22 protein-coding genes are annotated in these 23,060 nt (G+C 60.8%); 13 read left to right on the forward strand and 9 right to left on the reverse strand.

Annotated features, from left to right (window positions below; genetic code table 11):
* Nucleotides 1-31 precede the first annotated feature (31 nt).
* A complete protein-coding gene (locus tag C266_RS12790) occupies nt 32-685 on the forward strand; it encodes a nitroreductase family protein (RefSeq protein WP_010804225.1) in 654 nt (217 codons plus the stop codon).
* Nucleotides 686-781: 96 nt separating this feature from the next.
* On the opposite strand, the gene C266_RS12795 is transcribed toward C266_RS12790, so the two are convergent.
* On the reverse strand, nt 782-1,411 hold the full coding sequence (locus tag C266_RS12795) for a rhomboid family intramembrane serine protease (protein WP_010804226.1): 630 nt from the start codon (nt 1,409-1,411) through the stop codon (nt 782-784).
* Nucleotides 1,412-1,429: 18 nt separating this feature from the next.
* Nucleotides 1,430-1,774 carry a hypothetical protein gene (locus tag C266_RS12800; protein ID WP_010804227.1) on the reverse strand — a complete coding sequence of 115 codons (345 nt, stop codon included), beginning with the start codon at nt 1,772-1,774 and terminating at the stop codon, nt 1,430-1,432.
* A gap of 354 nt (nt 1,775-2,128) precedes the next feature.
* Between C266_RS12800 and C266_RS12805 the strand changes: the two genes are divergently transcribed.
* Both C266_RS12805 and C266_RS12810 read left to right on the forward strand, forming a co-directional pair.
* Complete coding sequence (locus tag C266_RS12805) at nt 2,129-2,593, forward strand: cyclic nucleotide-binding/CBS domain-containing protein (protein ID WP_010804228.1); 465 nt, start codon at nt 2,129-2,131, stop codon at nt 2,591-2,593.
* 166 nt (nt 2,594-2,759) lie between these two features.
* Complete coding sequence (locus C266_RS12810; RefSeq protein ID WP_010804229.1) at nt 2,760-3,389, forward strand: phosphoribosyltransferase; 630 nt, start codon at nt 2,760-2,762, stop codon at nt 3,387-3,389.
* 12 nt (nt 3,390-3,401) lie between these two features.
* On the opposite strand, the gene C266_RS12815 is transcribed toward C266_RS12810, so the two are convergent.
* From C266_RS12815 to C266_RS12830, 4 genes are all read right to left on the reverse strand, one after another.
* The gene (locus C266_RS12815) at nt 3,402-4,142 is read right to left on the reverse strand and encodes an ABC transporter permease (RefSeq protein WP_246189941.1); all 741 of its coding nucleotides are present in this window, start codon (nt 4,140-4,142) and stop codon (nt 3,402-3,404) included.
* Nucleotides 4,143-4,175: 33 nt separating this feature from the next.
* Entirely contained in the window at nt 4,176-5,006 is an 831-nt protein-coding gene (locus tag C266_RS12820) for an ATP-binding cassette domain-containing protein (RefSeq protein WP_010804231.1), read from the reverse strand.
* A 131-nt stretch (nt 5,007-5,137) separates the two neighbouring features.
* The gene (locus C266_RS12825) at nt 5,138-5,608 is read right to left on the reverse strand and encodes a carboxypeptidase-like regulatory domain-containing protein (RefSeq protein WP_010804232.1); all 471 of its coding nucleotides are present in this window, start codon (nt 5,606-5,608) and stop codon (nt 5,138-5,140) included.
* A 194-nt stretch (nt 5,609-5,802) separates the two neighbouring features.
* A complete protein-coding gene (locus C266_RS12830) occupies nt 5,803-6,765 on the reverse strand; it encodes a LysR family transcriptional regulator (protein WP_010804233.1) in 963 nt (320 codons plus the stop codon).
* A gap of 248 nt (nt 6,766-7,013) precedes the next feature.
* Here C266_RS12830 and C266_RS12835 point away from each other — a divergent pair, with 248 nt between their 5' ends.
* The 5 genes from C266_RS12835 (at nt 7,014) to C266_RS12855 (ending at nt 14,645) form a co-directional block, all read left to right on the forward strand.
* Entirely contained in the window at nt 7,014-8,093 is a 1,080-nt protein-coding gene (locus C266_RS12835) for a porin (protein WP_010804234.1), read from the forward strand.
* A 66-nt stretch (nt 8,094-8,159) separates the two neighbouring features.
* Entirely contained in the window at nt 8,160-9,383 is a 1,224-nt protein-coding gene (locus C266_RS12840) for a M20 aminoacylase family protein (protein WP_010804235.1), read from the forward strand.
* Nucleotides 9,380-10,696, forward strand: a complete 1,317-nt coding sequence (locus tag C266_RS12845) for an MFS transporter (RefSeq protein WP_010804236.1) — start codon at nt 9,380-9,382, stop codon at nt 10,694-10,696. Before C266_RS12840 ends, C266_RS12845 begins: the two co-directional genes overlap by 4 nt.
* A gap of 358 nt (nt 10,697-11,054) precedes the next feature.
* A complete protein-coding gene (locus tag C266_RS12850; RefSeq protein ID WP_036662842.1) occupies nt 11,055-11,930 on the forward strand; it encodes a lipid A biosynthesis lauroyl acyltransferase in 876 nt (291 codons plus the stop codon).
* A 576-nt stretch (nt 11,931-12,506) separates the two neighbouring features.
* A complete protein-coding gene (locus C266_RS12855; RefSeq protein ID WP_246831183.1) occupies nt 12,507-14,645 on the forward strand; it encodes a TonB-dependent siderophore receptor in 2,139 nt (712 codons plus the stop codon).
* Between the two features lie 186 nt (nt 14,646-14,831).
* Here C266_RS12855 and C266_RS12860 read toward each other — a convergent pair whose 3' ends face one another.
* From C266_RS12860 to C266_RS26845, 3 genes are all read right to left on the reverse strand, one after another.
* Nucleotides 14,832-15,071: a hypothetical protein gene (locus C266_RS12860; RefSeq protein WP_010804239.1), complete on the reverse strand. Its 240-nt coding sequence runs from the start codon at nt 15,069-15,071 to the stop codon at nt 14,832-14,834.
* Between the two features lie 91 nt (nt 15,072-15,162).
* Complete coding sequence (locus C266_RS12865; RefSeq protein ID WP_144265818.1) at nt 15,163-16,443, reverse strand: NRAMP family divalent metal transporter; 1,281 nt, start codon at nt 16,441-16,443, stop codon at nt 15,163-15,165.
* A 249-nt stretch (nt 16,444-16,692) separates the two neighbouring features.
* Nucleotides 16,693-17,088 carry a helix-turn-helix domain-containing protein gene (locus C266_RS26845; protein ID WP_010804241.1) on the reverse strand — a complete coding sequence of 132 codons (396 nt, stop codon included), beginning with the start codon at nt 17,086-17,088 and terminating at the stop codon, nt 16,693-16,695.
* Nucleotides 17,089-17,197: 109 nt separating this feature from the next.
* On the opposite strand from C266_RS26845, the gene C266_RS12870 reads away from it, so the two are divergent.
* From C266_RS12870 to C266_RS12895, 5 genes are all read left to right on the forward strand, one after another.
* The gene (locus C266_RS12870; RefSeq protein ID WP_051126284.1) at nt 17,198-18,154 is read left to right on the forward strand and encodes an NmrA/HSCARG family protein; all 957 of its coding nucleotides are present in this window, start codon (nt 17,198-17,200) and stop codon (nt 18,152-18,154) included.
* A 345-nt stretch (nt 18,155-18,499) separates the two neighbouring features.
* Entirely contained in the window at nt 18,500-18,892 is a 393-nt protein-coding gene (locus C266_RS12875; protein WP_010804243.1) for a hypothetical protein, read from the forward strand.
* Nucleotides 18,893-19,350: 458 nt separating this feature from the next.
* Nucleotides 19,351-20,661, forward strand: coding sequence for an ArgE/DapE family deacylase (locus C266_RS12885; protein ID WP_010804245.1), 1,311 nt, complete (start codon nt 19,351-19,353; stop codon nt 20,659-20,661).
* Nucleotides 20,658-21,743: a phosphotransferase gene (locus C266_RS12890; protein WP_010804246.1), complete on the forward strand. Its 1,086-nt coding sequence runs from the start codon at nt 20,658-20,660 to the stop codon at nt 21,741-21,743. Before C266_RS12885 ends, C266_RS12890 begins: the two co-directional genes overlap by 4 nt.
* Nucleotides 21,730-23,058, forward strand: a complete 1,329-nt coding sequence (locus C266_RS12895; protein WP_036662846.1) for an aspartate aminotransferase family protein — start codon at nt 21,730-21,732, stop codon at nt 23,056-23,058. The genes C266_RS12890 and C266_RS12895 overlap by 14 nt, the downstream gene beginning before the upstream one ends.
* Nucleotides 23,059-23,060 lie beyond the last annotated feature (2 nt).

Raw genomic sequence — 23,060 nt, forward strand, 5'->3', positions numbered from 1 at the left:
GATTCGGCGCGCTCCAGCGAGGATTCAGACAATGAACGAAGCTCTCCATCCCCCGTACGACATCATACCGGGCACGCCAACGGCGCCTGCCGCGATCGGATCGCCGGCCATCATCGATCTTCCGCCTCCGGACCTCAAGGGGAGTACCCCGTTGATGATTGCACTCGCACGGCGCCAAAGCCTGCGGGAATTCGCGCAGACGTCGCTGTCGCGCCAGCAACTCAGCGACATTCTATGGGCTGCGGACGGCATCAATCGCGCGGACACCGGGGGGCGCACCGCACCGTCTGCGCACGGCGTGAACGAAATCGACGTTTACGCCGCGCTGCCCGAGGGGGTGTACCGGTACGAGCCCGTGTCGCACAAGTTGCGTCTCAAACATGCTGTCGACGCAAGAAATCTCACGGGCTATCAGGACTTTGTCGGCAAAGCGCCGCTCGATCTGGTGTATGTCGTGAATCATGCGCGCGCAGACCAACTCCCGCAGTCACAGCGCGACTCGTTCGCGGGCGTGGCTATCGGCGCCATTTCGCAAAACGTCTCGCTCTATTGCGCGGCGGCCGGACTGGCATGTGTCGTGCGCGGCTGGTTGAATCATCGGTTGCTTGCCAACGCCATGTCGCTGAACGAGGACGAAATCCCGGTGCTTGCCCAAACGATCGGGCACTCGGTCATCTCGCCTTGAATGGCGGCGCGTCAGGCCTTCAGACCTGATTAGGTCACGCCACCCGACTCGCACAGCCGCCGGCAAGCATCCAGAACATCGTGGCCGTAGGCTGTCTCACCACTCGGCTCGCCGCTCAGGCTTGTGCCGCCGCCAATACAGCATGAGCATGGCGCTCCCCAGCATTCCCCCCAGGTGAGCGAAATGCGCCACACCGTTAAGCGATCCGGAAACGCCCATCGCCAGCTCGGCAACACCATAGAGCGTGGCGAACAGCCAGGCCGGTATGGGGATTGGCGGGATGAGGAGAACGACCGTTCGCCGTGGGAACAGCGCCGCAAACCCGAGCAGCAATCCGAATACCCCGCCTGATGCGCCCACCGTCGGGTATGGCGAGGGAAATATGAACGACGTGACGATCAGTTGCGTGAGCCCCGCGCTAACGACGCTGCCGACATACAGCATCAACAAGCGTGCGGAGCCGAGTTCGCTTTCGATGTCCCGCCCGAAGAGATAGAGGCCCCACATGTTGAATGCGAGATGAACCCATCCAGAGTGAAGCAGGCTATAGGTCAACAATTGCCATACGTGGAATTGCGAGGGCGCGTAGGGCGAAAGGGAGGCGGCTGCCGCAGCCGGTGAAATAGGAGGTAGTGGCCAAAGCGCCAACGCGTTCACGGACGCATCTCCTACAGCGAGTTGGAGCAGGAATGCGACAACATTCACGAGAACGATGAGCTGCGTCATGGCGGTTCTGCCCGACGGTTAATGGAGGGTTTGGGGACAAGCAACGAGTCCCGTGGCCGCGAAGCCACCGTTGAATTCGGGAAGTGTCAGCCCGTCGATGACGCGGCGCGCATAGCTGATGGCGTACCGTAATGCGCGGTGCGGGTCTGAATCCAGTCGATCGCTCAATGTGATCTGTATCACAACGGCGTCCTGCGACGGCGTTTCGCGAAAGCCGTCGTTACCCTTCACGCTGATGCTACGCAGGACGGCGACGGGTATGTATCGCCGCTCTCCGCTTGGCACCGTATACCCGCCCAGTCCTGCGAGCTTTGCCTGGGCCTCGATAATGAATTCCTTGTAGTGTTGCCGCAACGAAGACATGGAAACTCCCGTATCAGCTTGAGATATTGAGCGCAGGTCCGACGCAACGACTCGCACGCGCGATGTCTCACATTTATAGACCCATAGGCGGCTTACGCCATGACCCAAGTCAACTCGCACTGCCTCGGACAAGAGTGAGGCCGTACAAATCCCGCTCTCAGGCTTCTTTCCAGCCCGTTGGCGACCTGCATTCGCGCATGAATCGCCCCGTCGCGCTGGATGTCGCATGTAACGGGGCGTTGACTTGCGACAACACAACTTTGCGAATGAATGCCAAGCTTGAACTGTCGATCAGACGGGCGATGCCGTGATTTCCGGATGACGCCGGCCAACACTCAATTCAGGAGAAACGGAATGAAGATCGAAGACATCTATTCGCGTCAGCCGGTACATATTCCATGCTCATGCACATTGCAGGACGCGGCGGTTCAGATGCGCGACAAGCATGTCGGCGCGTTGATCGTCACCGAAGCCACCCCGGTCGGCGCGCGCGCAATCGGCATGTTGACGGATCGCGATATCGCTGTAGACGCGACCGCCTCCGGCCATGATCCCTGCGAAACGGCCGTGGCCGACGTGATGACGCCGGGCCTGATCTCGATTGGCACTCAAGATAGCGTGAGCGACGCGATGCAATCCATGCTCTCACATGGGGTCCGGCGTCTGGCAGTGCTCGATGGCGGCACCTTGGTGGGCGTTGTTTCGCTCGACGACATCCTGGGGGCACTGGCAGAAGACTGGAATATGCTCGCGACACTGATTCGCAACGAACAAGCACGCGAGCGTGCGGGCCATGTGCAGCCTGGGTTGATCGTCTGAGCCTATGCCGAAAGTGCCGCACTGTGTCTGCTAACGTCATCGGTTTGCATCATGCCGTGGGACGCCGATCGCTTTCCGGACTCGATGAAACATCTTTCGCCTCTCGGGCGTCGGAAGGGCATCGAGATCGCCAACGGTTAAACACAGCAAGCCGAGGAGAAGGTCAATGCGTCAATTCTTCGATCGGGCGGACGCCGGGCGTCAGCTAGCCAGGGCGCTGAGTCATTACGCCGGAAAGTTCCCATTGATCCTTGGGGTTCCGCGCGGCGGCGTGCCCATCGCGGCCGTCGTTGCAGATGTGTTGGGCGGTGATCTGGACGTTGTTCTGGTTCGAAAACTGAGAGCGCCGGGAAATCCAGAGCTCGCCATTGGCGCCGTGGACGAAAGCGGACGGACCTTTCTGACGCCATATGCCCGGATGGGAAACGTGGAGAGCGCCTATATCCAGCATGAGCGGGCAGCGCAGCTCGAAACGCTACGGTGGAGACGGGCTTGTCTCACGCCGGGGCGCAGAAGCATTGACGCCCGTGGCCGGGTGGTCATTGTCGTCGATGACGGGGTCGCCACCGGGGCATCCATGATCGCGGCGTTGCAGGCCGTGCGACAGTGTGAGCCGGCGCGTCTGGTGTGCGCCGTGCCCGTCGCCCCCCAAGACGCCGTACGTGAGCTTGCCTCGTACGCCGACGAAGTGGTGTGCCTGAACAGCCCCGCCGAATTTGGCGCGGTGGGCGAGTTTTATCGGAGCTTTGCCCAGGTTAGCGATGACGAGGTGCTCGCATGCCTGCATGTCGGCTGACTCGATGCGCCGTCAGGTAGCGAGGTTCGGATACAGGCGCGCGCCGACGATCAGCAACACGGCGAACACGGCGATCATGACCCCGAAGCTGGTGGTCAGCGGGTAGTGGCTTACGCCGCCGACGATCATGCCGCTTCGCAGTGTGTCGACCAGGTAGGTCAGCGGATTCATCGCCGCAAGCACCTTCAGCCACGGGGGCATCAGATCCAGTGGATAAATGGCGTTCGAGGCAAAAAACAGCGGCATCGTGAGGACTTGCCCGATTCCCATGAAGCGCTCGCGCGTCTTCACCAGACAGGCGATCACCAAGGAAAACGTGGAAAAAATGCACGCCCCGATACATACGCTGCAAATCACCATGACGATCGCCAATGGCTCAAGCCGAACCGCGACGTGCAACGCGGCGGCAATGAGGTAGACGACCAGTGCCTGAACCAGTGCACGCAGCGTGGCGGCGAGCGCTTTGCCGAATACCAACGCGGTGCGATGCGCGGGCGTGACAAGTAGCTTGTGCACGATGCCGAGATCGCGCTCCCAGATGACGGCGATGCCGTAGAAAATCGAAGAAAAGAGGATGCTCTGCGCTAGAATTCCCGGCGCCATGTAGTCCAGATACCGCAACTGCCCCGTTGGAATGCCGCGCACGGTACTGAATACCTGACCGAATACCACTAGCCACAACACAGGCTGAATCGCTCGCGAGAGCAGTTCGGTGGGATCACGCCGCAGTTTTCTCACTTCAGCGTCTGCCACGGCAAGACTTTCATATAGCGCGCTGAACATTGGTTACCCCAGTCGTTGAATGGTGCCGCGACTTTCGCGGATGTTTCGATAGCTCCCGCCGTGTTCGATGACCACACCGCTGAAGTGGGCGAAGACGTCGTTCAGATCGGCGTTGGGCCCGAGCGCAGCCTTGAGTTCGCTGGGACGTCCAACCGCCGCCATGCGCCCCTCGTGGAGAATCGCCAGGCAGTCGCAAAGGACGTCGGCTTCTTCCATGTCGTGCGTTGTCATCAGAACGGTGACCTGGTGGTCGGCGCGGAGCTGCTCGAGGCGCTCCCAGACGGTTTTACGTGCGACGGGGTCCAGACCGATCGTCGGCTCATCGAGGAACAGAACTTCCGGGTGATGCAGTGTGGCCTGCGCAATCTCAAGGCGTCGAATCATGCCGCCGGAGTACGTCCGTACGAGGTGATCGGCCGAATTGAGCAAGCCGGCAAACGCAAGTGCCTCATGCACCCGATCGACACGCAACTGCCCGAAAATGCCGTGCAAGCGAGCCGACAGCGTCAGGTTCTCCCGGGCCGTGAGCGCACCGTCGGCGGACAGCAACTGCGGCACATAGCCGATCCGGCGACGCACCTCGACGGGGGACGTCGTCACATCGAAGCCCGCGACTTCGGCGCCTCCAGAGCTTGCACGGAGCAGCGTCGTGAGGATCTTGATCGTTGTGCTTTTGCCTGCACCATTCGGGCCGAGCAGACCGAATATCTGACCTTTGGCCACCGTAAGGGACAGGTCGTCAAGCGCAACGAGATCGCCGAATCGCCTGCAAAGCCGGCGCGTGACGATCGCCGGCGGCTCAGGTTGAGGATGCGGGTCGTGAAGGTCATTCATGCAATATCGTCCCTAAACGGAGCCAACTTCAGTAGCAGTCACGGGAGCGCAGGTGCCCAATTATCGTCGGGATCCTAGGTGTGCACAGACGTCGCGCACAGGGGCCTGCCTTTGGGGAAACGCCGTCACGTTCAGGGGCGAGGTTTCCGGCAGCCCTTGCAGAGTTTCATGACGCCCGGATAGTCGGGGGCATCCCAGGAAAAGTTCAGGTTCACACCGCCACGTGCGGGCACTTGAACCTTCCGGTATTCCGACATTCGGGGTGTTTGTGCCGAAACCCGGTAGAAACCGGCAGGAAGCCGTACGAAGAGGAACGGCCCCTCGGTCCGAACGGCAAGGACCGTCCGCCCACCGGCATCGGCGATCATGACATCCACGTCCGAAAGATAGTTTCCCGCCTTCGACGCGAACGTCATGCGAAGGTTGTATTTCGAGGCCGCTGCGCGAAACTCTTTGACCTCATCTTCACCTATGCCTCCCGTGATGTACGAGATGCCGGGTTGCTTTTCCGGCTGAGATGCCGGTGCGGCTGACGCTCCACCGGCCATCCATAAGCTGGCGAGCAGGGGCAACATCAAGGAAAAGCGGGCGCACTTGAACATGACTATCCTCCACAGGAGGCCGCCCCCTCGCTAGGGAGCGCGGCCGGAATTGGCGTGGCGGCGAACTGCGGAGTCGTTGCACAGGAAGTGCATACCAGTCACTCGGCCGCGCGGTTCGTCCTCACCTCCAGCATGGTCTCTTGGAGGCGGTTGGACGTTGACCGATGTCAAGGGCTTGCGCAGGGGCCGACGGATCAGATATCCGCCGGTTCCACCATGCTGAAGATGCGGCGGGCCGGACCGTCGGGGGAGGCCGCCAATTCCCGTGCTACTCGCCAGAACGTCTCCAGAAACGCCAGCGCCGGGCCTTGCAGCGGCTCATAGCGGCGGGTAATCAGGCATGTCGTGCTTTCGTCGGTAATCGCATCGAAATCGAGTGCGACGAAGCGGTCGCGCATGTCCGGTGTCTCGATCAACGGCCAGGGTACGGCAGTGAGCATGTCGGTCGAGCGCACGATGGCCAGCGCTGCGTTGACGGACCGTGCGAAGTGGCACCGCTGCACGGCCTCGTCGCGCTGGTTTTCCACCAACGCCCGAATGGCCTGCGCCGTGCGCTCCATCGACCGGCTAAGCAGCCAGTCGTAGCCGGCCAGGTCGGCAATCGTGCGGGCGTTCGCCGCAGGATGCCCTGGGCGACAGACCACCGCGAACGAATACGTATAGATCGGCCGGATTTCCAACGCGCGTTCCTGCCCCACGTCAGGGCTCGGGCCGAATGCGAAATCCAACTGGCCGTTGCGTACGGCCGGATAGTCGCCACCGAGGTGTTCGGCGATGTCGAGTTGGACGTCCGGACGTTGTTCCCGGAACGCGCGCACGACGGCCGGAATTACCCCATGCATCAACCAGGGGGTGACAGACATGCGAATCGTGCCCCCGCGTTTGGCGCCCCCGCGCACCACATCTTCGCTCGCTCGGCTCAGTTGTCCGAGGATCAACCGGGCGTGCGAGAGCAGGGACGTGCCGGAAGGCGTGAGCGCCACACCATCCGCGCGCCGCTCCATCAGCACCACGTCCATCGATTGCTCCAGTTCCCGCAATGCCTTGCTGACAGCGGTCGGAGACCGTCCGAGCCGACTCGCGGCCGTACGCACGCTGCCGTGATCGGCCACGGCCACGAGACATTCGAGTTGGTGCAGTTTCAGATCGGAGGACATGATTCGCGCATAGGGGGGGCAAGGGCATCCAAGGGGCTGGGACCGGGTCGGACGAGTCCGAGCCGTGACATTGAATCATCGACTGGCATGGCATGGGCGTCAACCTGTGGTTGACACGAAAATTTGGCGTTGCCTATCCGATGCAAATCGACGTGGCTACCATGCGTCGAAATTTCATGAGCCGGACATAAACGTTTTACAAACAAGGCCGCCGTCGACGGCCAATAAGGCATACGCATAGGAGCCCAATGAGCCAAACCCCCATCCACGCCATCGCACGCGGCTCGCATCGCCGCACCGCCGGTACCGCTCTGACCGGTGTTGCCGCCGGTACGCTGCTGGCCATCGTCAGCACCGCCGCGCAGGCTGACGTGCAGTTGTATGGCGCCGTCGACAACTACGTCAGCTACGACTCGGGCGGCAAGGGCAGCTCAACGCAGGTCGGCAGCGGCGCGGGCTCGACCTCGCGTTTCGGTTTCACGGGCACGGAAGATCTGGGCGGAGGTCTCGCGTCGGGCTTCCGGCTGGAATCGGGCTTTAACGCCAACAATGGCACGCTGCAATCGACCAATACCCTCTTCAACCGGGAAGCCAACGTGTGGCTGATCTCGCGCCAGTACGGCATGCTCAAGCTCGGCCGTCAGTTCCCGACGATCTTCCCGCTATCGTCGCAGGTCGATCCGTATGCCCTGACCAAGTTGTCGCTGATGGCCAACCTGGCCTATGGCACGTCGGATCTGGGCGGTAACGCGACGGCCATCGATTCGCGCGTGGCCAATGCCGTGAGCTACACCACGCCGGACATGAACGGCTTCTCCGGGCAGGCGCTGTACGGCTTCAGCACGGCCACCGCGAGCGGCGCGCCAGCGCACTACACCGGTTACCTCGCGCAGTACGAAGGCCAGCGCCTATATGCCGGCCTGTCATACAACGTGGTGCGCAACGAACTGTCGCAAGCCACGGACCACTATGGCGCGGGCCTGTCGTACAAGATTGGCGGCACCACGCTGTCGCTGGCCTACAACCGCATCGTGCCGAGCGTCGCATCGGGTCGCATCGCCACCACGTATCTGGTGGGCGCCACCGTGCCCGTCGGCCCGCACGTGTTCAAGCTGTCGGTGCTGGAGCGCTTGATTGCCGGGGGCGGCAACCATGCGTTCGGCGCCCTGGGCGGCTACGACTATCAGTTGTCCAAGCGTACGGCCCTGTACGCGCGCATGGCCTGGATCGACAACGGCGGCGCGTCGGCGCTCACGCTCGATAACGCGCAGACCAGCGCCGGGCGAGACGTGTTCGTGACCGCGCTGGGCGTGACGCACCGCTTCTGATGTTCCGTTGTTCAAGGCGAACGCATCGCGCGTTCGCCTTCTTGTCATTTTTGAATTGGAGACACGATGCCCCACGACACCTCTGAGTACGCCTTTCCGGCGGTGATCGAGGCCGACATCCCGGCCGACATTCTCGAACACGACGCCAGCATGCGTGCGCTGCGTCATCAGATTCACGCGCATCCGGAACTCGCTTACGAAGAGTTTCAGACGAGCGATCTGGTAGCAGACAAGCTCACGGAATGGGGCTATACCGTCTCGCGCGGCATCGGGGGCACCGGTCTGGTCGGCACCCTCAAGGTGGGCGATAGCCCGCGCACCTTGGGCATTCGTGCAGACATGGACGCGCTGCCGATCCTGGAAGCGACCGGCAAGGCTTACGCCAGCCGGCATACCGGCAAAATGCACGCCTGCGGCCACGACGGTCACACGGCAACGCTGCTGGCGGCGGCCCGCCATCTGGCGAAGACGCGCGATTTCGACGGCACGCTGCATCTGATTTTTCAGCCGGCGGAAGAGGGGCTGGCCGGTGCGAAGAAGATGATCGAAGACGGTTTGTTCGAGCGCTTCCCGTGCGACGCCGTGTTCGCGTATCACAATATGCCGGGCTTCCCGGTCGGCAAGATCGGTTTTCGCGCCGGGCCGGCGATGGCGTCCTCGGATACGGTCATCATTCGGGTGCACGGTCGCGGCGGTCACGGTTCGATGCCGAATGCCAGCGTCGATGCGGTGCTGGTGGCATCGCACATCGTGGTGGCGCTCCAATCGATCGTGTCGCGCAACGTCGATCCGCGTCGCATGGCGGTGGTGACAGTCGGCGCGATTCACGGCGGCGACGCGCCCAACGTGATTCCGGACACCGTCGAGCTGCGCCTGTCCGTGCGTGCGCACACGCCGCAGGTGCGAGAGCAGTTGCGCGAGCGCATCGTCGAGTTGGTGAATGCGCAGGCTGCCGTGTTCGGCGCGCGTGCCGAGATCGACTACCGCTGGCGCTATCCGGCGCTGATCAACGACGCCGGGATGACCGAGTTCGCGCGTCAGGTGGCGCTGGACTGGCTGGGCCCGCAGGGCCTGATGGAAGACTTCGAACCGCTCACCGGCAGTGAAGACTTTTCATTCATGTTGGAGAAGTGCGCGGGTAGCTACCTCATCATCGGTAATGGAGAAGGCGAGGGCGGCTGCATGGTGCACAACCCGCATTACGATTTCAACGATGCGCTGCTGCCGATCGGCGCAACGTACTGGACGCGTCTGGTCGAGCGTTTCCTGAGTCTGGAGAACAAGGCATGACGACGCGTCTCGATACTACTGCGGCACAGACCGCGCCGGTCAAGGCGAGCGTGCGTCCGGCGTCGCTCACGAAGAAGATCGTTGCCATTACGGTTGGCAACGGCCTGGAGTTCTTCGATTTCGCCATATACACGTACTTTGCGACCGTGCTTGGCAAGTTGTTTTTCCCCGCAGCCACGCCGTTCACGCAGTTGCTGCTGTCGCTGGCGACGTTCGGTGTGGGCTTCGTGGTGCGTCCGCTGGGCGGCATCGTGATCGGCAGCTATGCCGATCGTCATGGCCGCAAGGCTGCCATGACGCTGACGCTGTGGCTGATGGCTGCAGGCTCGGCGGTTTTCGTGGTGGTGCCGACATATGCGCAGATAGGCATGGCGGCACCGATGTTGCTGATCGCCGGCCGTCTGGTGCAGGGGTTTGCCGTGGGTGGGGAAGTGGGCGCATCCACGTCGATGCTGCTCGAATACGCGAACGCCAACAATCGTGGCCTGTTCGCAAGCTGGCAGTTGTTCAGCCAGGCGTTCTCCACACTGCTTGGTTCGCTGGTGGGGCTGGTGCTGAGCGCGTCGCTGTCGCACGAGCAGTTGCTCGCATGGGGTTGGCGCGTGCCGTTTCTGATCGGTTTGGCGCTGATTCCGCTAGGCACCTATATCCGCAAGCATCTGGACGAGACGCATGAAGTCGAGCCAGCCAAACGCGGTGCGCGCAGCCCGGTGGCACAGGTGCTGGGCGAGCATCGCCGTGCGCTGGTACTGGGCATTCTGATGACGGCCGGCGCGACCTCGTCGAACTATATCTCTCTGCACTACTTGACCAACTATGGCGTGGGCGTGCTCAAGCTGTCGTTGTCGAGCGGGCTGTGGGCATCGTTCGTGGCAGGCGGTTTGCAGATGGCTCTGGCTGCGGCCGCCGGTATTGCCAGCGACCGTTGGGGGCGCAAGCGCGTGGTGACGATTGCTCGTGTGGTTCTGCTGGCATCGATCGTGCCGGCATTCGTCTGGCTGACGGCGGCGCCCGATACAGCGCGTCTGCTGGTCGTGGCGGCGGTGCTAACAATTCCGACCGTGTTCATCTCGGTGACGACGGTGACGATGATTACCGAGGTATTCCCGCGTCATATTCGTGCGACGGGTCTGGCGATCGTCTACGGCGTGGGCGTTTCGGTGTTCGGCGGGTTTGCGCAGTTCATCGCGACGTGGCTGATTGCCGCGACCGGCTCCAAGCTGGCCCCGGCGGGCTACGTGATCGTCATCAGCCTGATTTCGCTGGTGGCGGCGCTCAAGAGCCGCGAGATGTCGCGCGTGGCGCTCGACTGATGCGCTCGACCGTTCGACGGCAAGCACTGTAGGTCAAACGGTAACGCCGGCCTTTCCGGGCCGGCGTTGTGATATCTACTGCAGGAAGCCGGAGGAGGGCGGATCGGACCGAGACCGGCGGCGGCACGCTCGACGATCGCTCATCTCAAGAATGTTAGGTTAGGTCGCGCTCAAACTACCTGTTACACTGTGCGAGTTCGCGAGTCGCCGCAGTCCGGGACATCACCACAACTTGTGTTGTGCGACACACGGTCAGTATCTCCAGCGAAGGCATTTCCACGAAGCGGTGACGAGCAAAACGGTCACCGGCCTGGCGTCTGAATTCGCTTCCCAACTCACCCCCCTTAGGGAACACGCCTTGAAACGCCTCAGCCTTGCGCTCATCGTGGCGTTGCTACGCGTATTTTCCGTACTTCCGTATTCATTTGTCGCCAGACTCGGGATGGTCGTCGGCACGGTCTTGTATGCGCTTCCCAGCCGCCGCAAGCATATCGTCCTCGTGAACCTGCGCCTTTGCTTTCCCGACAAGACCAGCCTCGAGCATCAGAAGCTTGCAAGAACCCACTTCCGACACGTTGTCCGCAGCTATCTCGAGCGGGGCATCCAGTGGTTTGGCAGCGCGCAGTCGATTCAGAATATCGTTCAGCTCGACAGCAAGATCGATCTCGACGACCCGGCCGCTCCGCCCACCATCTTCATGGGTTTTCACTTTGTAGGCATTGAGGTCGGGTGCATGCTCTATTCGACGCACCTTCCCGTTGCGTCGCTTTACACACGTATGTCCAGCGCGGGCCTATGCGATCTGGCGAAGCGGCAACGCGGCCGATTCGGCGCAGAAATGATCGAGCGCGCGACCAGTGCCAAGAAGATCGTGGGATTGCTGCGTTCCGGCAAACCGGTCATGATCGCGGCGGATATGGACCAGGGCGTCGACAACTCCGTTTTTGTCCCGTTCTTCGGGGTCCCCGCCTGCACACTCACGGCCGTTTCGCGTCTGGCCAGACTGGGCCGCGCACGGGTTGTGCCGTTCGTGACGGAGGTGCTCCCGAATTATCAAGGGTACAAGCTGACGATTTTCGATCCGCTCGCACACTTCCCGTCAGGAAACGACGAGGTCGACGCGCGCCGCATGAATGCGTTCCTCGAGGAACAGATCGTCAAATTTCCCGAGCAGTACTACTGGGTGCACCGGCGCTTCAAGCACCGGCCATCGGGCATGGCATCGGTGTATTGACCGCTTCGCCTGATCGATACCAACGAACGTAGCGCATTACTATTTATTAGAAAAATGCTACCCCGCGCTGGATGTCGCCATCTTCTCCGCCAACGCTCAATCTGATGTTGGCAAAACACCACAGTCGCAGAGAAGTTACTTAGGAGTATTTACAGCTCGTTCGAAGCTGCCTACACTCCAATCAATTAATGAGAATTAATCTCATTATCAATAAAGCCGAATCGTAGCCGAGTGCATGAGGCACTTGAGCCGCTGCATCTTTGCCGGAACACACGTATGTCTACCGCCTTCCAGGCGCGCCAGCGTCTGCGCGTCATTGCCTGCGCCCTGATGGCCGCCGGCAGCATGCACCTTGCCCATCCGCCGTTCGCCTGAACTCGACCGGACGGCAGCCCCTGCCTTTAGCTCTTCTTCCTTGCCGGACTGTGCGTCGCCAACACGAACTGCGCTGTCCGGCAGACAACTATTCTTCTACCAGTAGCGCGTGCCATGTCAGTACAAACGAAGCACTATGATGCAAAACGGCGAAATCACTTCCATGGAGGCGTTAAGGCACCCAAGCCTCACGTCCTTGCCATGGTCCTGGCCACCGCGTTTTCTTCAGGGGTGCTCGCGCAAGCTCCATTGGCGGCCGGTGCCGCACCGGCGGCCGATGGCTCGCCCAGTGACAGTCGACTGGCTGCGACGACGGTAAGTGCATCCGCGCTGAGTGATACGGCGCCAGCATCGGGCGGGCAGATCGCCAGGGGAGGGCGCGTGGGGATACTGGGCGACAAAAGCGCCATGGAGACGCCATTTTCGGTGACCAGCTACACGTCTGAGCGTATCGAAAATCAGCAAGCCGTCACCCTTGCAGAGGTCTTGAACTCGGACCCGTCAGTGCGATTCACCGGCCAAATCGGTGGCGTTACCGACTCCTTCTTTATTCGCGGCTTCCCGATCAACGAGGGGAATTTGTCAGAGGTCGCGTTCGACGGTGTGTATGGGGTGTCGCCGAACTATCACCTCTTTACCGAGTACATCGATCGGGTGGAAATACTGCGCGGCCCTGCCGCGTTACTGTATGGCATGTCGCCTAACGGTGGCGTGGGAGGGGTGGTCAACATCGTGCCCAAACGAGCGTTGGCGAAGGATCTGACGCGGGTCACCGTGGACTACGCGACCAAGAGTCAAGCCGGCATTGCGGTCGACGTCAGCCGCCGGTTCGGTGACGAACGTCAGTGGGGCATTCGCTTTAATGGCTTGCACCGCCAAGGCAGCACCGCACTGGACAATCAGTCCTCGCGTGCCGAAGTCGGCGCGCTGTCACTGGACTATCGCGGCACACGTCTGCGCGCCTCGCTTGACGTGATCGAGCAGTACCAATGGGTCGATGCGCCCACCCGGCCATTTCTCGTCGCCGCTGGGATTCAGGTACCGTCTGCGCCGAGCGGTGCGCGAAACGTGACGCAAAAATGGGGCTGGTGGAAGTCCAACGATATCTCGACACTGGCGCACGTTGAATACGACCTGTCGGATAACGTGACGGTGTTCGCCGATGCGGGTACTGCAAAATCCGACGTGGCGCGCCTTTCGGAACCCACACCGACCATTCTGGACACGTTCGGCAACACTTCGGCGACTCCGCAGAACTGGAAGTTTCAGGTCAACCGCACGACGCTGGATACCGGTGTGCGGGGAACCTTCCATACCGGCGACATCTCGCACGCCGTGACCGTGCAAGCGAACTATTACACCGACCGGGTCGCATCGGGTGCCAACGCCGGCACGGCCTTGCTATCGAATATCTACGCCCCGGTGGATAGGCCGGAGCAGTTCATCGGTGCCCCCACGCGCGTGCCGTTGGGGTCGACCTCTACGCTGTCGGGCGTTGCCCTGGCCGACACGATCGGGCTGTTCGCCGACAGATTGCAATTGACGCTTGGCGTGCGCGGCCAAGAGGTCCGCTCGAACAACTACAACGCTGTCTCCGGCGCCGTTTCGACGGCCTACGACAAGCGTGTCATCACGCCGCTGGCGGGCATTTTGTTCAAGGTAACGGAAGATGTTTCACTTTACGCCAACTATATTGAGGGTCTGAGTAAAGGCGATGTGGCACCCACCACGGCGAGCAACGCGGGCGAGGTGTTTGCCCCGTACAAGACCAAGCAAAAGGAAGTGGGCGTCAAGGTCGCAATGGGCGGCGTGATTGCAACGCTCGCGGCATTCGAGATCACCAAACCGAGCGGTTCGCTCAGCAACTCCGTGTTTAGCGTCAACAGCGAGCAACGCAATCGCGGTCTGGAACTCACGATGGCGGGCGAGCCATACGCGGGGCTGCGCCTGATCGGCGGCCTCACCTGGCTGAACGCACAGTTGACCAAGACGCCGAATGCAGCAACACAAGGCAAACGCCCCGTCGGCGTGCCCCAGCTCATGGCGAATGCGGGTGTGGAGTGGGACGTGAAGTGGGTACCCGGCATGACACTGACCGGCGCACTGACGTACACCGCCGACGAGTATGTCAACCAGACCAACACCCAATCGGTGCCTTCCTGGACAACCGTCGACTTAGGGGTGCGATATAAGACGAAGCTTGTCGGCAAAAGCACGACGTTCCGCGTTGGTGTGAACAACGTGTTCGATCGTCATTACTGGTCCGGTGTGGCGTCATACGGAACCCTGTCTCTGGGAGCGCCGCGCACACTCTACGCCTCGGCTGCCGTGGACTTCTGATCCGGCTCGTGACGCTGAGTGCTGCCGAAGTCCGATGTCTCTGTCAGGAACAACTACGGCGCGGTCTTGAGCGACTGAGTTGGTACTGGTCGCTGTCGTGCCCCGCGGGCCAGGCGGCCAATGACGATGTCGGCATGAACGGTCCATCGGACTGCGTCTCATGATCATTGTCCGTGCCCGTGATTTTCAGGCCTTGATATGAATGAATTCACGTCCTGAGTTTCCATCACGCTTTTCACGATAGGCAAAACGGCGACGATGGTCGGTACGTGAGCGTACGAAGAGAGAGACTTGCAGGGCACCGGCATCGTGTCTGATATCGAACAGACGCCGAAACCGGCGTTCACAGAGCATGGCAATCACGTCGCGCTCTTCGGCGTGCAACTCCCAGTGGACACCGGTTCTCATGGCAGAGCGCAGCGCCATCGACAGCTATCGTGCGTTTGTCGAGTATCCGGGGGGGCAAGATCCGACGACGCGTCTCTTGAGAGAGCATTCTTGCAGACTCGCCGCCGTCTCACCGTCCCCACGTGGCGAACATGATGACGACGGCGCTGGCCATTGTGCCCGTAGCCAACCACCCCAGCGCCTTGAGACGCAGGCTTATCGCGAATTTCCCCATGACGTCTGGCCTTGCCGCGATCAACATTACGATCACCATGATCGGGACGGCAATCACACCGTTGATCACGGCGCTCCAGAAAAGCGCTTTGATGGGGTCGATGGGGGTGAAATTCAGGGCGACGCCGAGCAGGATCGCGAGCGTTAATATGGCGTAGAAGCCCCGTGCCTGCATGACTTCGCGCCCTAGGCCAATGCGCCACTGGAAGGCCTCGGCCACCGCGTAGGCAGACGCCCCAGCCAGCACAGGCACTGCCAACAAACCGCATCCGATAATGCCAGCGGAAAACAGCAGAAAGGCAAATTCCCCGGCCAGGGGGCGAAGGGCCGCGGCCGCCTGTGTCGAGGTCTGGATATCTCTGACCCCATGCTGATATAGCGTGACTGCCGCCGTCAGTATGATGAAAAAGGCGATCACGTTCGAGAACGCCATACCGATATAGGTGTCGAGCCTGATGCGTCGCAAAGTTCGCCAAGCCTGCGATGGCGCCTTGATAAGCGGCTCCTGCCCCTGCGTCGCGCGTTGAACTTCGACCTCCTGAGAGGCTTGCCAGAAGAACATGTAAGGGCTGATGGTCGTGCCGAATACCGCAACTATTGCCACGATGTAGCCGATATGGAATGACACGTCAGGCACCACCGTCCGATACAGCACGGACCCCCACGAAACTTTGACGCTGAAAGCCGTAGCGACATAAGCGAGCAGCGCCAGCGTCAGCGCCTTGAGAATCGGGGCGTAACGCGGAAACGGTATGAAGACCTGCAACGTGAGCGAAACCACGCCGAACGCGACCGCGTACCAGACTGCCGGACCACCGATCAGCAGTTTCAATGCCGCGCCCATCGCACCGACATCCGCTGCGATATTGATCGTATTGGCCACGAGTAGGAGTCCGACGAGGACATACAAGATCCAGGCAGGGTAGTGCTTGCGAACGTTTGCAGCGATACCGTCACCGGTAACGCGTCCGATTTGGGCGCTAACGATCTGAATCCCGATCATGAACGGATACGTGAGCAAAGCCGTCCACAACAAGCCATACCCGAATGCAGCGCCCACCTGCGAGTAGGTGGCAACGCCGCTCGGGTCATCGTCTGCCGCGCCTGTAATCAGGCCGGGACCCAGCTTCTCCCAAAGCGATTGATTCTTATGGAGTGCTATGCGATCTAGAGGCACGATACCCGCCGATAGAGACTGACCCGTTGTCTGTGTCACGTTAAATAAGTTTGACGATCTCGTCGGTACGCTATCGGACAAGGGCAAAGACGGTCTTTGCCCGGTTTCGGGGGAGGCGGGCGCTACTGGCGCTCGAATAATCGAACTCACTCGCGTTTCGTACGGCAACGAACTAGCTTTGACCCAGTCAAGCAAGCGCGCAGCACGTACTACTACCGTAGCGTCCGATCGCTAAGTCCACCGGCGCGGCTACCGGTCTTCCACTCCCGATCGAGTCGGTAGCGGGTGCTCTTGCTGCGCGACAAATACCCGTCGCGCAGCCTGGACCTCGTCTCGATGCTGCTCCGCCCAATGCAACAACGCGCGTAACTGAGGTTCGAGCGAACGCCCAAGACGTGAAATCTCGTAAGAGACTGCAACGGGGGCGGTGCTCACGACGGTGCGATTGATAAAGCCGTTGTATTCAAGGCGACGTAGGCACTGCGTCAGTGCTTTTTGCGTAACGCCAGGGTTTGCCCGACGTATGGCATTAAACCTCATCGGTCCACCGCAGAGAGAATCGAGAACGAGCAACGTCCACTTCGTGGTGATCTCTTCAAGCACCAAACGATTCAGTTCGAGTTCTTCATGGGATGACGCAGCCATCGGTTGGGATACTCCAGGAAACTTGGTAGCTTTGCGGTGCGTAATTGCATTCAGGTATCAAATGTATACCATAAAGACTCCTTGAAAATGAAGATGTTGAGGGAGTTCTATGGATCGAACAGTGAAGCCGACGGCCCCGAATACCCGACCCAACAGACCGACAGTGCTCGTATTTGGCGCGACCGGTCAGCAAGGTGGGGCAGTCGCATCGGCCCTTAGTGCCGATGGGTGGTGCGTGAGGGCACTGGTACGCAACAAGGATGGCGACAAGGCCCAGTCGCTGGTCTCGATGGGGGTCGAAATCGTGCAGGGCGACATGGCGGATCGCAATTCGATCAGGCACGCAATGGAGGGTGCGTACGGTGTTTTCAGTGTTCAGCCAAGTTCTGGGCAGGGGGCTGCCTACGGCGTGTCCGACGATCAGGAAGTTGCCTATGGGAAGGCAATCGCCGACGAAGCCATGCGAGCGAAGGTGCAGCATCTTGTCTACAACTCGGTCAACGCGGCCGGGCCCGTGGCAACGGGCATGGGCCACTTCGACAGCAAGTCGGAAATTGAGGCGCACATTCGACAGTTGCCGATACGGAGCACTATTGTGCGTCCCTCGACCTTTATGGAGTTGCTGATGCTGCCGGGGATGGGCCTCGAGGAGGATCAGTTCACGTTCTTTCTTCGCATGAACCAGCCCGGTCAAGTCATTGCGGTCAGCGATATCGGAAAGATCGTTGCGAAAATCTTCGCAACCCCGGAACGGAATGCGGCGCGAACCATTGAAATCGCTGGCGACACGCTCACGGGGGTAAGTCTGCAGAACAGCTTGAGCCGTGCTGCCGAAGCCCGGATCACCTATCACCGGTTTTCGGACAGCTTGCTCGCGCAGAATCCCTTCCTTGGGCGCCTTGCCGCACTGTTTGACGATGGACGACTAGCGGGGCAGGCGAACGTTGCCGCTTTGAACCAAGAGTTTGGTACGCTGCTGACTTTCGATGCATGGCTGGCGACACAAGGAAGACCGCTATTCGAAAGCGCGCGAAACGCCAAGAATTCGTCGATTGCCCTGAGATAGCTCCTTTGACGGCAGTGCATCTTGATCTCGATATAGCGGATAAATAGCGAGGCCACCCGCAGGGGCTTCAATTCCGCGCAGATCAGGGCGGCGAGTGCGCCGGTCGCAGGTTTCGTCAGCGGCTGTATCGATACCGGATGGTTGCGGGCGACACCCCCGCCGAGACGAAAATCGATCGTCCCGTAACAATTCGAAACCTTGATCTTGCGATCGTTACTCGAATTCCCTTGGCCCCTGTGGAACGAAGTTCATATAGTTTCGATAGCGACAACCGGCGTCCGGCCGGGGATGTCGCGTCCGCCCCACGCGGGGCATTCGATCATTCCCTTTGCATAAAGGTGTTACATGGACGTTCAGCAACTGGTTTCCGAGTTTCTCGCCTCTGAGCATGGCAACCAGGCAACGCAGGCCTTGGCGGCCCAAGGAATCAGCGGCGACGACGCACAACAAATGTTGAGTCAGGCGGCCGAAGCTGCTCACAGCAGCGCCGACGAACAAAGCGGCGGCGGTTTGATGGGCGAACACTCGGGGAAGAGTTTCCTGGCAGGGTTTGCGGCGGGTCTGGTGCGCGGCGACGGCTTCTTCAAGTCACTGGAGGACGGCGGGGCAGGGATGCTGACCGGCCGGGTCGCCGAAGCGTTGGCGAGCCGGATGGGCATTGACCCGTCGACGGCTTCGAGCGTCGCAGCCGCCGCAACACCCTATATCTTGGCGTTCATGAAGGAGAAATTCGCTTAAACCCAGCACTGGATCGCGCCGCGAAACCGGAGCGTTCTTTTCTTGCAAGCGGGTTGTTCACAGGGCTGTCTCCGACAGCCCTGTTCCGTTTGAGGTCATCACACGGCTTACCCTCGCAACATTGCCCGGGTCATCTTCCGGTCCAGCATCGGTGGAATGGCATCGATGTACCGGCGTCCTGCTGCTTCCACCGGCAGGACATCGCCCCATCCGCGACCGTCCATAAGAAAAACATCAAAGTGGCTATACAGGATATTTTGGAAAAAAAATATTATTAAGTCCTCTTTGAGTGTGTGAATACGCGGAGCGGACATGCAGTTGAAAGTCAATGGAGATCGTCCTTGGGAGCGCTTGATGCGCCTCGGAGACATCGGCGAGACGGAAAAGGGGGGATCACGCCGACTGGCGTTGTCCGATGTGCTTCGGAATGCGCTCGTGATGACGACGGGAGGTGCAGCATGACCCACGTCGAGTCCCGACTGTCCGAAACGCTGAAGGACGAGCTTTGTGCTACCGTCGACGCCGGGTTCGATGCGCAGGTGGCCTTGTTGGCGGATCTGGTAAAGATCCCCTCCCAGCGCGGCGAGGAATCACAGGCTCAAGCCTTCATGGCAGATGTCTATCGAGACCGTGGCTATGACGTCGACTCCTGGAAGATCGATGTTGACGAGATCCGTGCGTTGCCCGGCTTCTCGCCGGTCGCGGTCTCCTACGACAACGCGGTCAATGTCGTCGGCACGCATCGGAGCCATAGTCGCACAGGGCGCTCACTGATCATGAACGGTCACATCGACGTCGTGCCCGTAGGGCCGACGAATCGCTGGACAAGGGACCCTTACGGCGCCGAGATCGTGAACGGCTGGATGTACGGGCGCGGCGCCGGCGACATGAAGGCCGGATTGCTGGCCTGTGTCGCCGCCATGGATGCGTTGGGTCGCATCGGCTTTCAGCCGGCGGCCGATGTTTTCCTGCAGTCTGTGGTGGAGGAAGAGTGCACCGGCAATGGTGCATTGGCGTGTCTCGCCCGCGGATATCGGGCCGACGCTGCCTTCATTCCGGAACCGCTCGAACCCAAACTGCTGCGTGCACAAGTCGGTCCGATCTGGTTTCAGGTTCAGGTCGAGGGCGATCCGCAGCATGCCTCGGCTGCATTCTCCGGTGGTGGTGCCAACGCGATCGAGAAGGCGATGTACCTCATCGAGTGTCTCAAAACGCTGGAGACCCGATGGAATGACCGCAAGGTGCACCACAAGCACTTCTGTGACCATCCGCACCCCATCCGTTTCAATCTGGGCAAGATCGCCGGTGGTGACTGGCCGTCAAGTGTGCCTGCCTGGTGCAATTTCGACATGCGCGTGGCCGTCTATCCGGGGCAGCGTCTGGCCGACACGCGCGCCGAAATCGAAGCATTCATCGCAGAAGCTGCCGCTGGCGACGACTTCCTTCGCGATCACCCGCCACGCGTCATCTATCACGGCTTTATGGCGGATGGGTACGCATTGGAGAACGCCGAAGACGTGGAGTCGGTGCTTCGCCTGGCACATGAATCGGTGTTCCGTGAGCCGTTGCTCGAACACGCGACGTCCGCAGCGACCGATGCACGGTTCTTCGGTCTGTATGCGGACACGCCGGCCATCGTCTACGGCCCCCGGTGCCGTATGCCTCACGGCTATGACGAAGCCGTCGATCTGGCGTCGCTCAAACAGGTAACCAAGACGCTCGCGCTCTTCATCGCAGGTTGGTGTGGTCTCGAGGAAAAGCGGCAATGAAGCACGAAAATCTCGAATTCCTGGCAGATGAAGTACTTAATACGCGAGTAGAAAAATGGAGCCTTGCACAGGTCCGGGAGGTCGCCCGCGACGTATTCGACGTTGACGGCGAGATCACCGCGCTGACTGGCGAGCGCGACCAGAACTTCCAGGTGAAGACGAGCACTGGCGTCGACTACCTGCTCAAGGTGACCCATCCGGCAGAAGCGCGCGAGGTCACGATGTTTCAGACGAAGGTGCAGGGGCGGCTGATGGCGGCCACCAACGCGTTACCGGTGCCGCACATCGTCCGGGCCAAGGATGGACAACTGATCCACTGGCATACGGATCGGACCGGCGCCAGTCGCGCCGTGAGGCTCATGACGTTCCTGCCGGGCGTGCCGCTCTACAAGGTGGAGCGCAGCACCGCCCAACGTATTGCACTTGGCCGGGCGTTGGCACAGCTCGACATGGCACTGACGGGCTTCGACATCGAACAGCCGTATCAGACGTTCCTGTGGGACACACAACGGGCTGATCAGCTCCGTGGGCTGCTGCCGTTCATCGAGGACGGGGAGCGCCGCAAGCTCGCGCAACGTCTCATGGACCGTTTTGCGCATGAGGTTCGACCGCAATTGGTGCACCTGCGGCGTCAGGTGATTCACAACGACCTGAATGCATACAACGTCATGGTCGACGCGGTGTGCCACGACAAGGTGACCGGCATCCTCGACTTCGGCGATATCGTCATCGGTCCGCTGGTGTTCGACGTGGGCGTCGCTGCAGCCTATCAACTGGCCCCGACCGGCAATCCGCTGATCAGCGCCGGTGAGTTCATTGCCGGGTACCACGCGACCCACCCGCTGACCGACGAGGAAATCGATCTGTTGCCGGACCTGATTGCCACGCGACTGCTGACGACCGTGGCAATTACCGGATGGCGTGCAACGCTGCATCCCGAGAACCGCGAATACATCCTGCGCAACAACCCGCTGTCATGGGATGGTCTACTGCGCATTTCGACAATGTCGAGAAATGAAACTGCCGGCACGATTCGTCGTGCCATTGAAACGTTTGAGGAGTGCAAGCATGTCAATGGATGAAGCGATGCTCAATGCGTTCGACCCCAGCCAGGTCGAAGGGCTGGACGCCAATGAAAAGAAGATGATCGAGCGTCGCCGCAAACTACTTGGCCCGTCGTACCGCCTGTTCTACGAGCGTCCCGTGCAGTTCGTCAGCGGGAAGGGCGTGCGCCTTTACGACAAGGCCGGCAACGAGTATCTGGATGCATATAACAACGTCGCGTCGGTCGGGCATGCTCACCCCCGTGTGGTTGCCGCGATCGCCGAGCAAGCCGCAACGCTTAACACGCATACCCGTTATCTGCACGACGGCATTCTCAACTATGCAGATCGGCTGCTGGCAACGTTTCCGGCCGAGCTGTCGCAGGTGATGTTCACGTGTACCGGCAGTGAGGCGAATGACTTGGCATTGCGCGTGGCACGCCGTCACACAGGCGGTTCGGGGATCATCGTCACGAAGCTGGCATATCACGGCGTGACGGCATCTGTTGCGGCAGTCTCGCCCTCGCTCGGCGCTGCCGTTCCGCTGGGGATCGACGTCCGTACCGTGCTGGCACCCGATGCTTATCGCGAACCGAATGGGGACCTGGCGACGGTGCTGGCCGAGCGCGTCCGGGCGGCAGTGGACGATCTGAAGCGTCACGGCATCAGGCCGGCCGCGCTGCTGGTCGACACGATCTTCTCCAGCGACGGCGTGTTCAGCCACCCGATGGGTGTGCTTTCGAAGGCAGTCGACGTGATTCGCAAGGCCGGTGGCGTATTCATCGCGGACGAGGTGCAGGCAGGCTTCGGCCGCACCGGATCTGCCATGTGGGGCTTCCAGCGTCACTCGGTGGTGCCGGATATCGTCACGATGGGCAAGCCCATGGGCAACGGTCACCCGATCGCGGCGATGGTCGTCAAACCTGAAGTGATCAAGGTGTTTGGCGAGGAAGCTCGATACTTCAATACCTTTGGCGGCAATCCGGTATCTTGCGCGGCCGCGATGGCTACGCTCGATGTCCTTCAGTCCGAGGGGCTGCAAGAGAATGCCGCCAAAGCAGGCGAGCGTCTGCGTGCCGGGTTCCGTGCCCTGGCGAAGCAGCACGAAATCATTGGCGACGTCCGCGGTGATGGGCTGTTCATCGGGGTCGAGTTGGTGAAGGATCGCGCCACGAAAGCACCTGCACGCGAAGAAACGAACTGGTTCGTCAATGCCATGCGCGACGAACGCGTTCTGATCAGCGCGACCGGCCTGCATGGCAACGTATTGAAGATCCGCCCACCGCTGGCTTTTACCCCGGCCGATGCCGACATCTTGCTCGATGCGGCAGCCCGGGTGCTGGCACGCCGCTGACC

Source organism: Pandoraea sp. SD6-2, from assembly GCF_000389825.1.
GTDB lineage: Bacteria > Pseudomonadota > Gammaproteobacteria > Burkholderiales > Burkholderiaceae > Pandoraea > Pandoraea communis.

Bases quoted from the DNA above. Each gene is read 5' to 3' on its own strand.
- C266_RS12885 (WP_010804245.1), top strand. From the start codon at position 19,351: ATGACCCACGTCGAGTCCCGACTGTCCGAAACGCTGAAGGACGAGCTT.
- C266_RS12795 (WP_010804226.1), bottom strand. From the start codon at position 1,411: ATGACGCAGCTCATCGTTCTCGTGAATGTTGTCGCATTCCTGCTCCAA.
- C266_RS12840 (WP_010804235.1), top strand. From the start codon at position 8,160: ATGCCCCACGACACCTCTGAGTACGCCTTTCCGGCGGTGATCGAGGCC.
- C266_RS12835 (WP_010804234.1), top strand. From the start codon at position 7,014: ATGAGCCAAACCCCCATCCACGCCATCGCACGCGGCTCGCATCGCCGC.
- C266_RS12860 (WP_010804239.1), bottom strand. From the start codon at position 15,071: ATGGCGCTGCGCTCTGCCATGAGAACCGGTGTCCACTGGGAGTTGCAC.
- C266_RS12870 (WP_051126284.1), top strand. From the start codon at position 17,198: ATGGATCGAACAGTGAAGCCGACGGCCCCGAATACCCGACCCAACAGA.
- C266_RS12895 (WP_036662846.1), top strand. From the start codon at position 21,730: ATGTCAATGGATGAAGCGATGCTCAATGCGTTCGACCCCAGCCAGGTC.
- C266_RS12825 (WP_010804232.1), bottom strand. From the start codon at position 5,608: ATGTTCAAGTGCGCCCGCTTTTCCTTGATGTTGCCCCTGCTCGCCAGC.
- C266_RS26845 (WP_010804241.1), bottom strand. From the start codon at position 17,088: ATGGCTGCGTCATCCCATGAAGAACTCGAACTGAATCGTTTGGTGCTT.
- C266_RS12800 (WP_010804227.1), bottom strand. From the start codon at position 1,774: ATGTCTTCGTTGCGGCAACACTACAAGGAATTCATTATCGAGGCCCAG.
- C266_RS12845 (WP_010804236.1), top strand. From the start codon at position 9,380: ATGACGACGCGTCTCGATACTACTGCGGCACAGACCGCGCCGGTCAAG.
- C266_RS12830 (WP_010804233.1), bottom strand. From the start codon at position 6,765: ATGTCCTCCGATCTGAAACTGCACCAACTCGAATGTCTCGTGGCCGTG.
- C266_RS12855 (WP_246831183.1), top strand. From the start codon at position 12,507: ATGGTCCTGGCCACCGCGTTTTCTTCAGGGGTGCTCGCGCAAGCTCCA.
- C266_RS12890 (WP_010804246.1), top strand. From the start codon at position 20,658: ATGAAGCACGAAAATCTCGAATTCCTGGCAGATGAAGTACTTAATACG.
- C266_RS12875 (WP_010804243.1), top strand. From the start codon at position 18,500: ATGGACGTTCAGCAACTGGTTTCCGAGTTTCTCGCCTCTGAGCATGGC.
- C266_RS12805 (WP_010804228.1), top strand. From the start codon at position 2,129: ATGAAGATCGAAGACATCTATTCGCGTCAGCCGGTACATATTCCATGC.
- C266_RS12810 (WP_010804229.1), top strand. From the start codon at position 2,760: ATGCGTCAATTCTTCGATCGGGCGGACGCCGGGCGTCAGCTAGCCAGG.
- C266_RS12820 (WP_010804231.1), bottom strand. From the start codon at position 5,006: ATGAATGACCTTCACGACCCGCATCCTCAACCTGAGCCGCCGGCGATC.
- C266_RS12790 (WP_010804225.1), top strand. From the start codon at position 32: ATGAACGAAGCTCTCCATCCCCCGTACGACATCATACCGGGCACGCCA.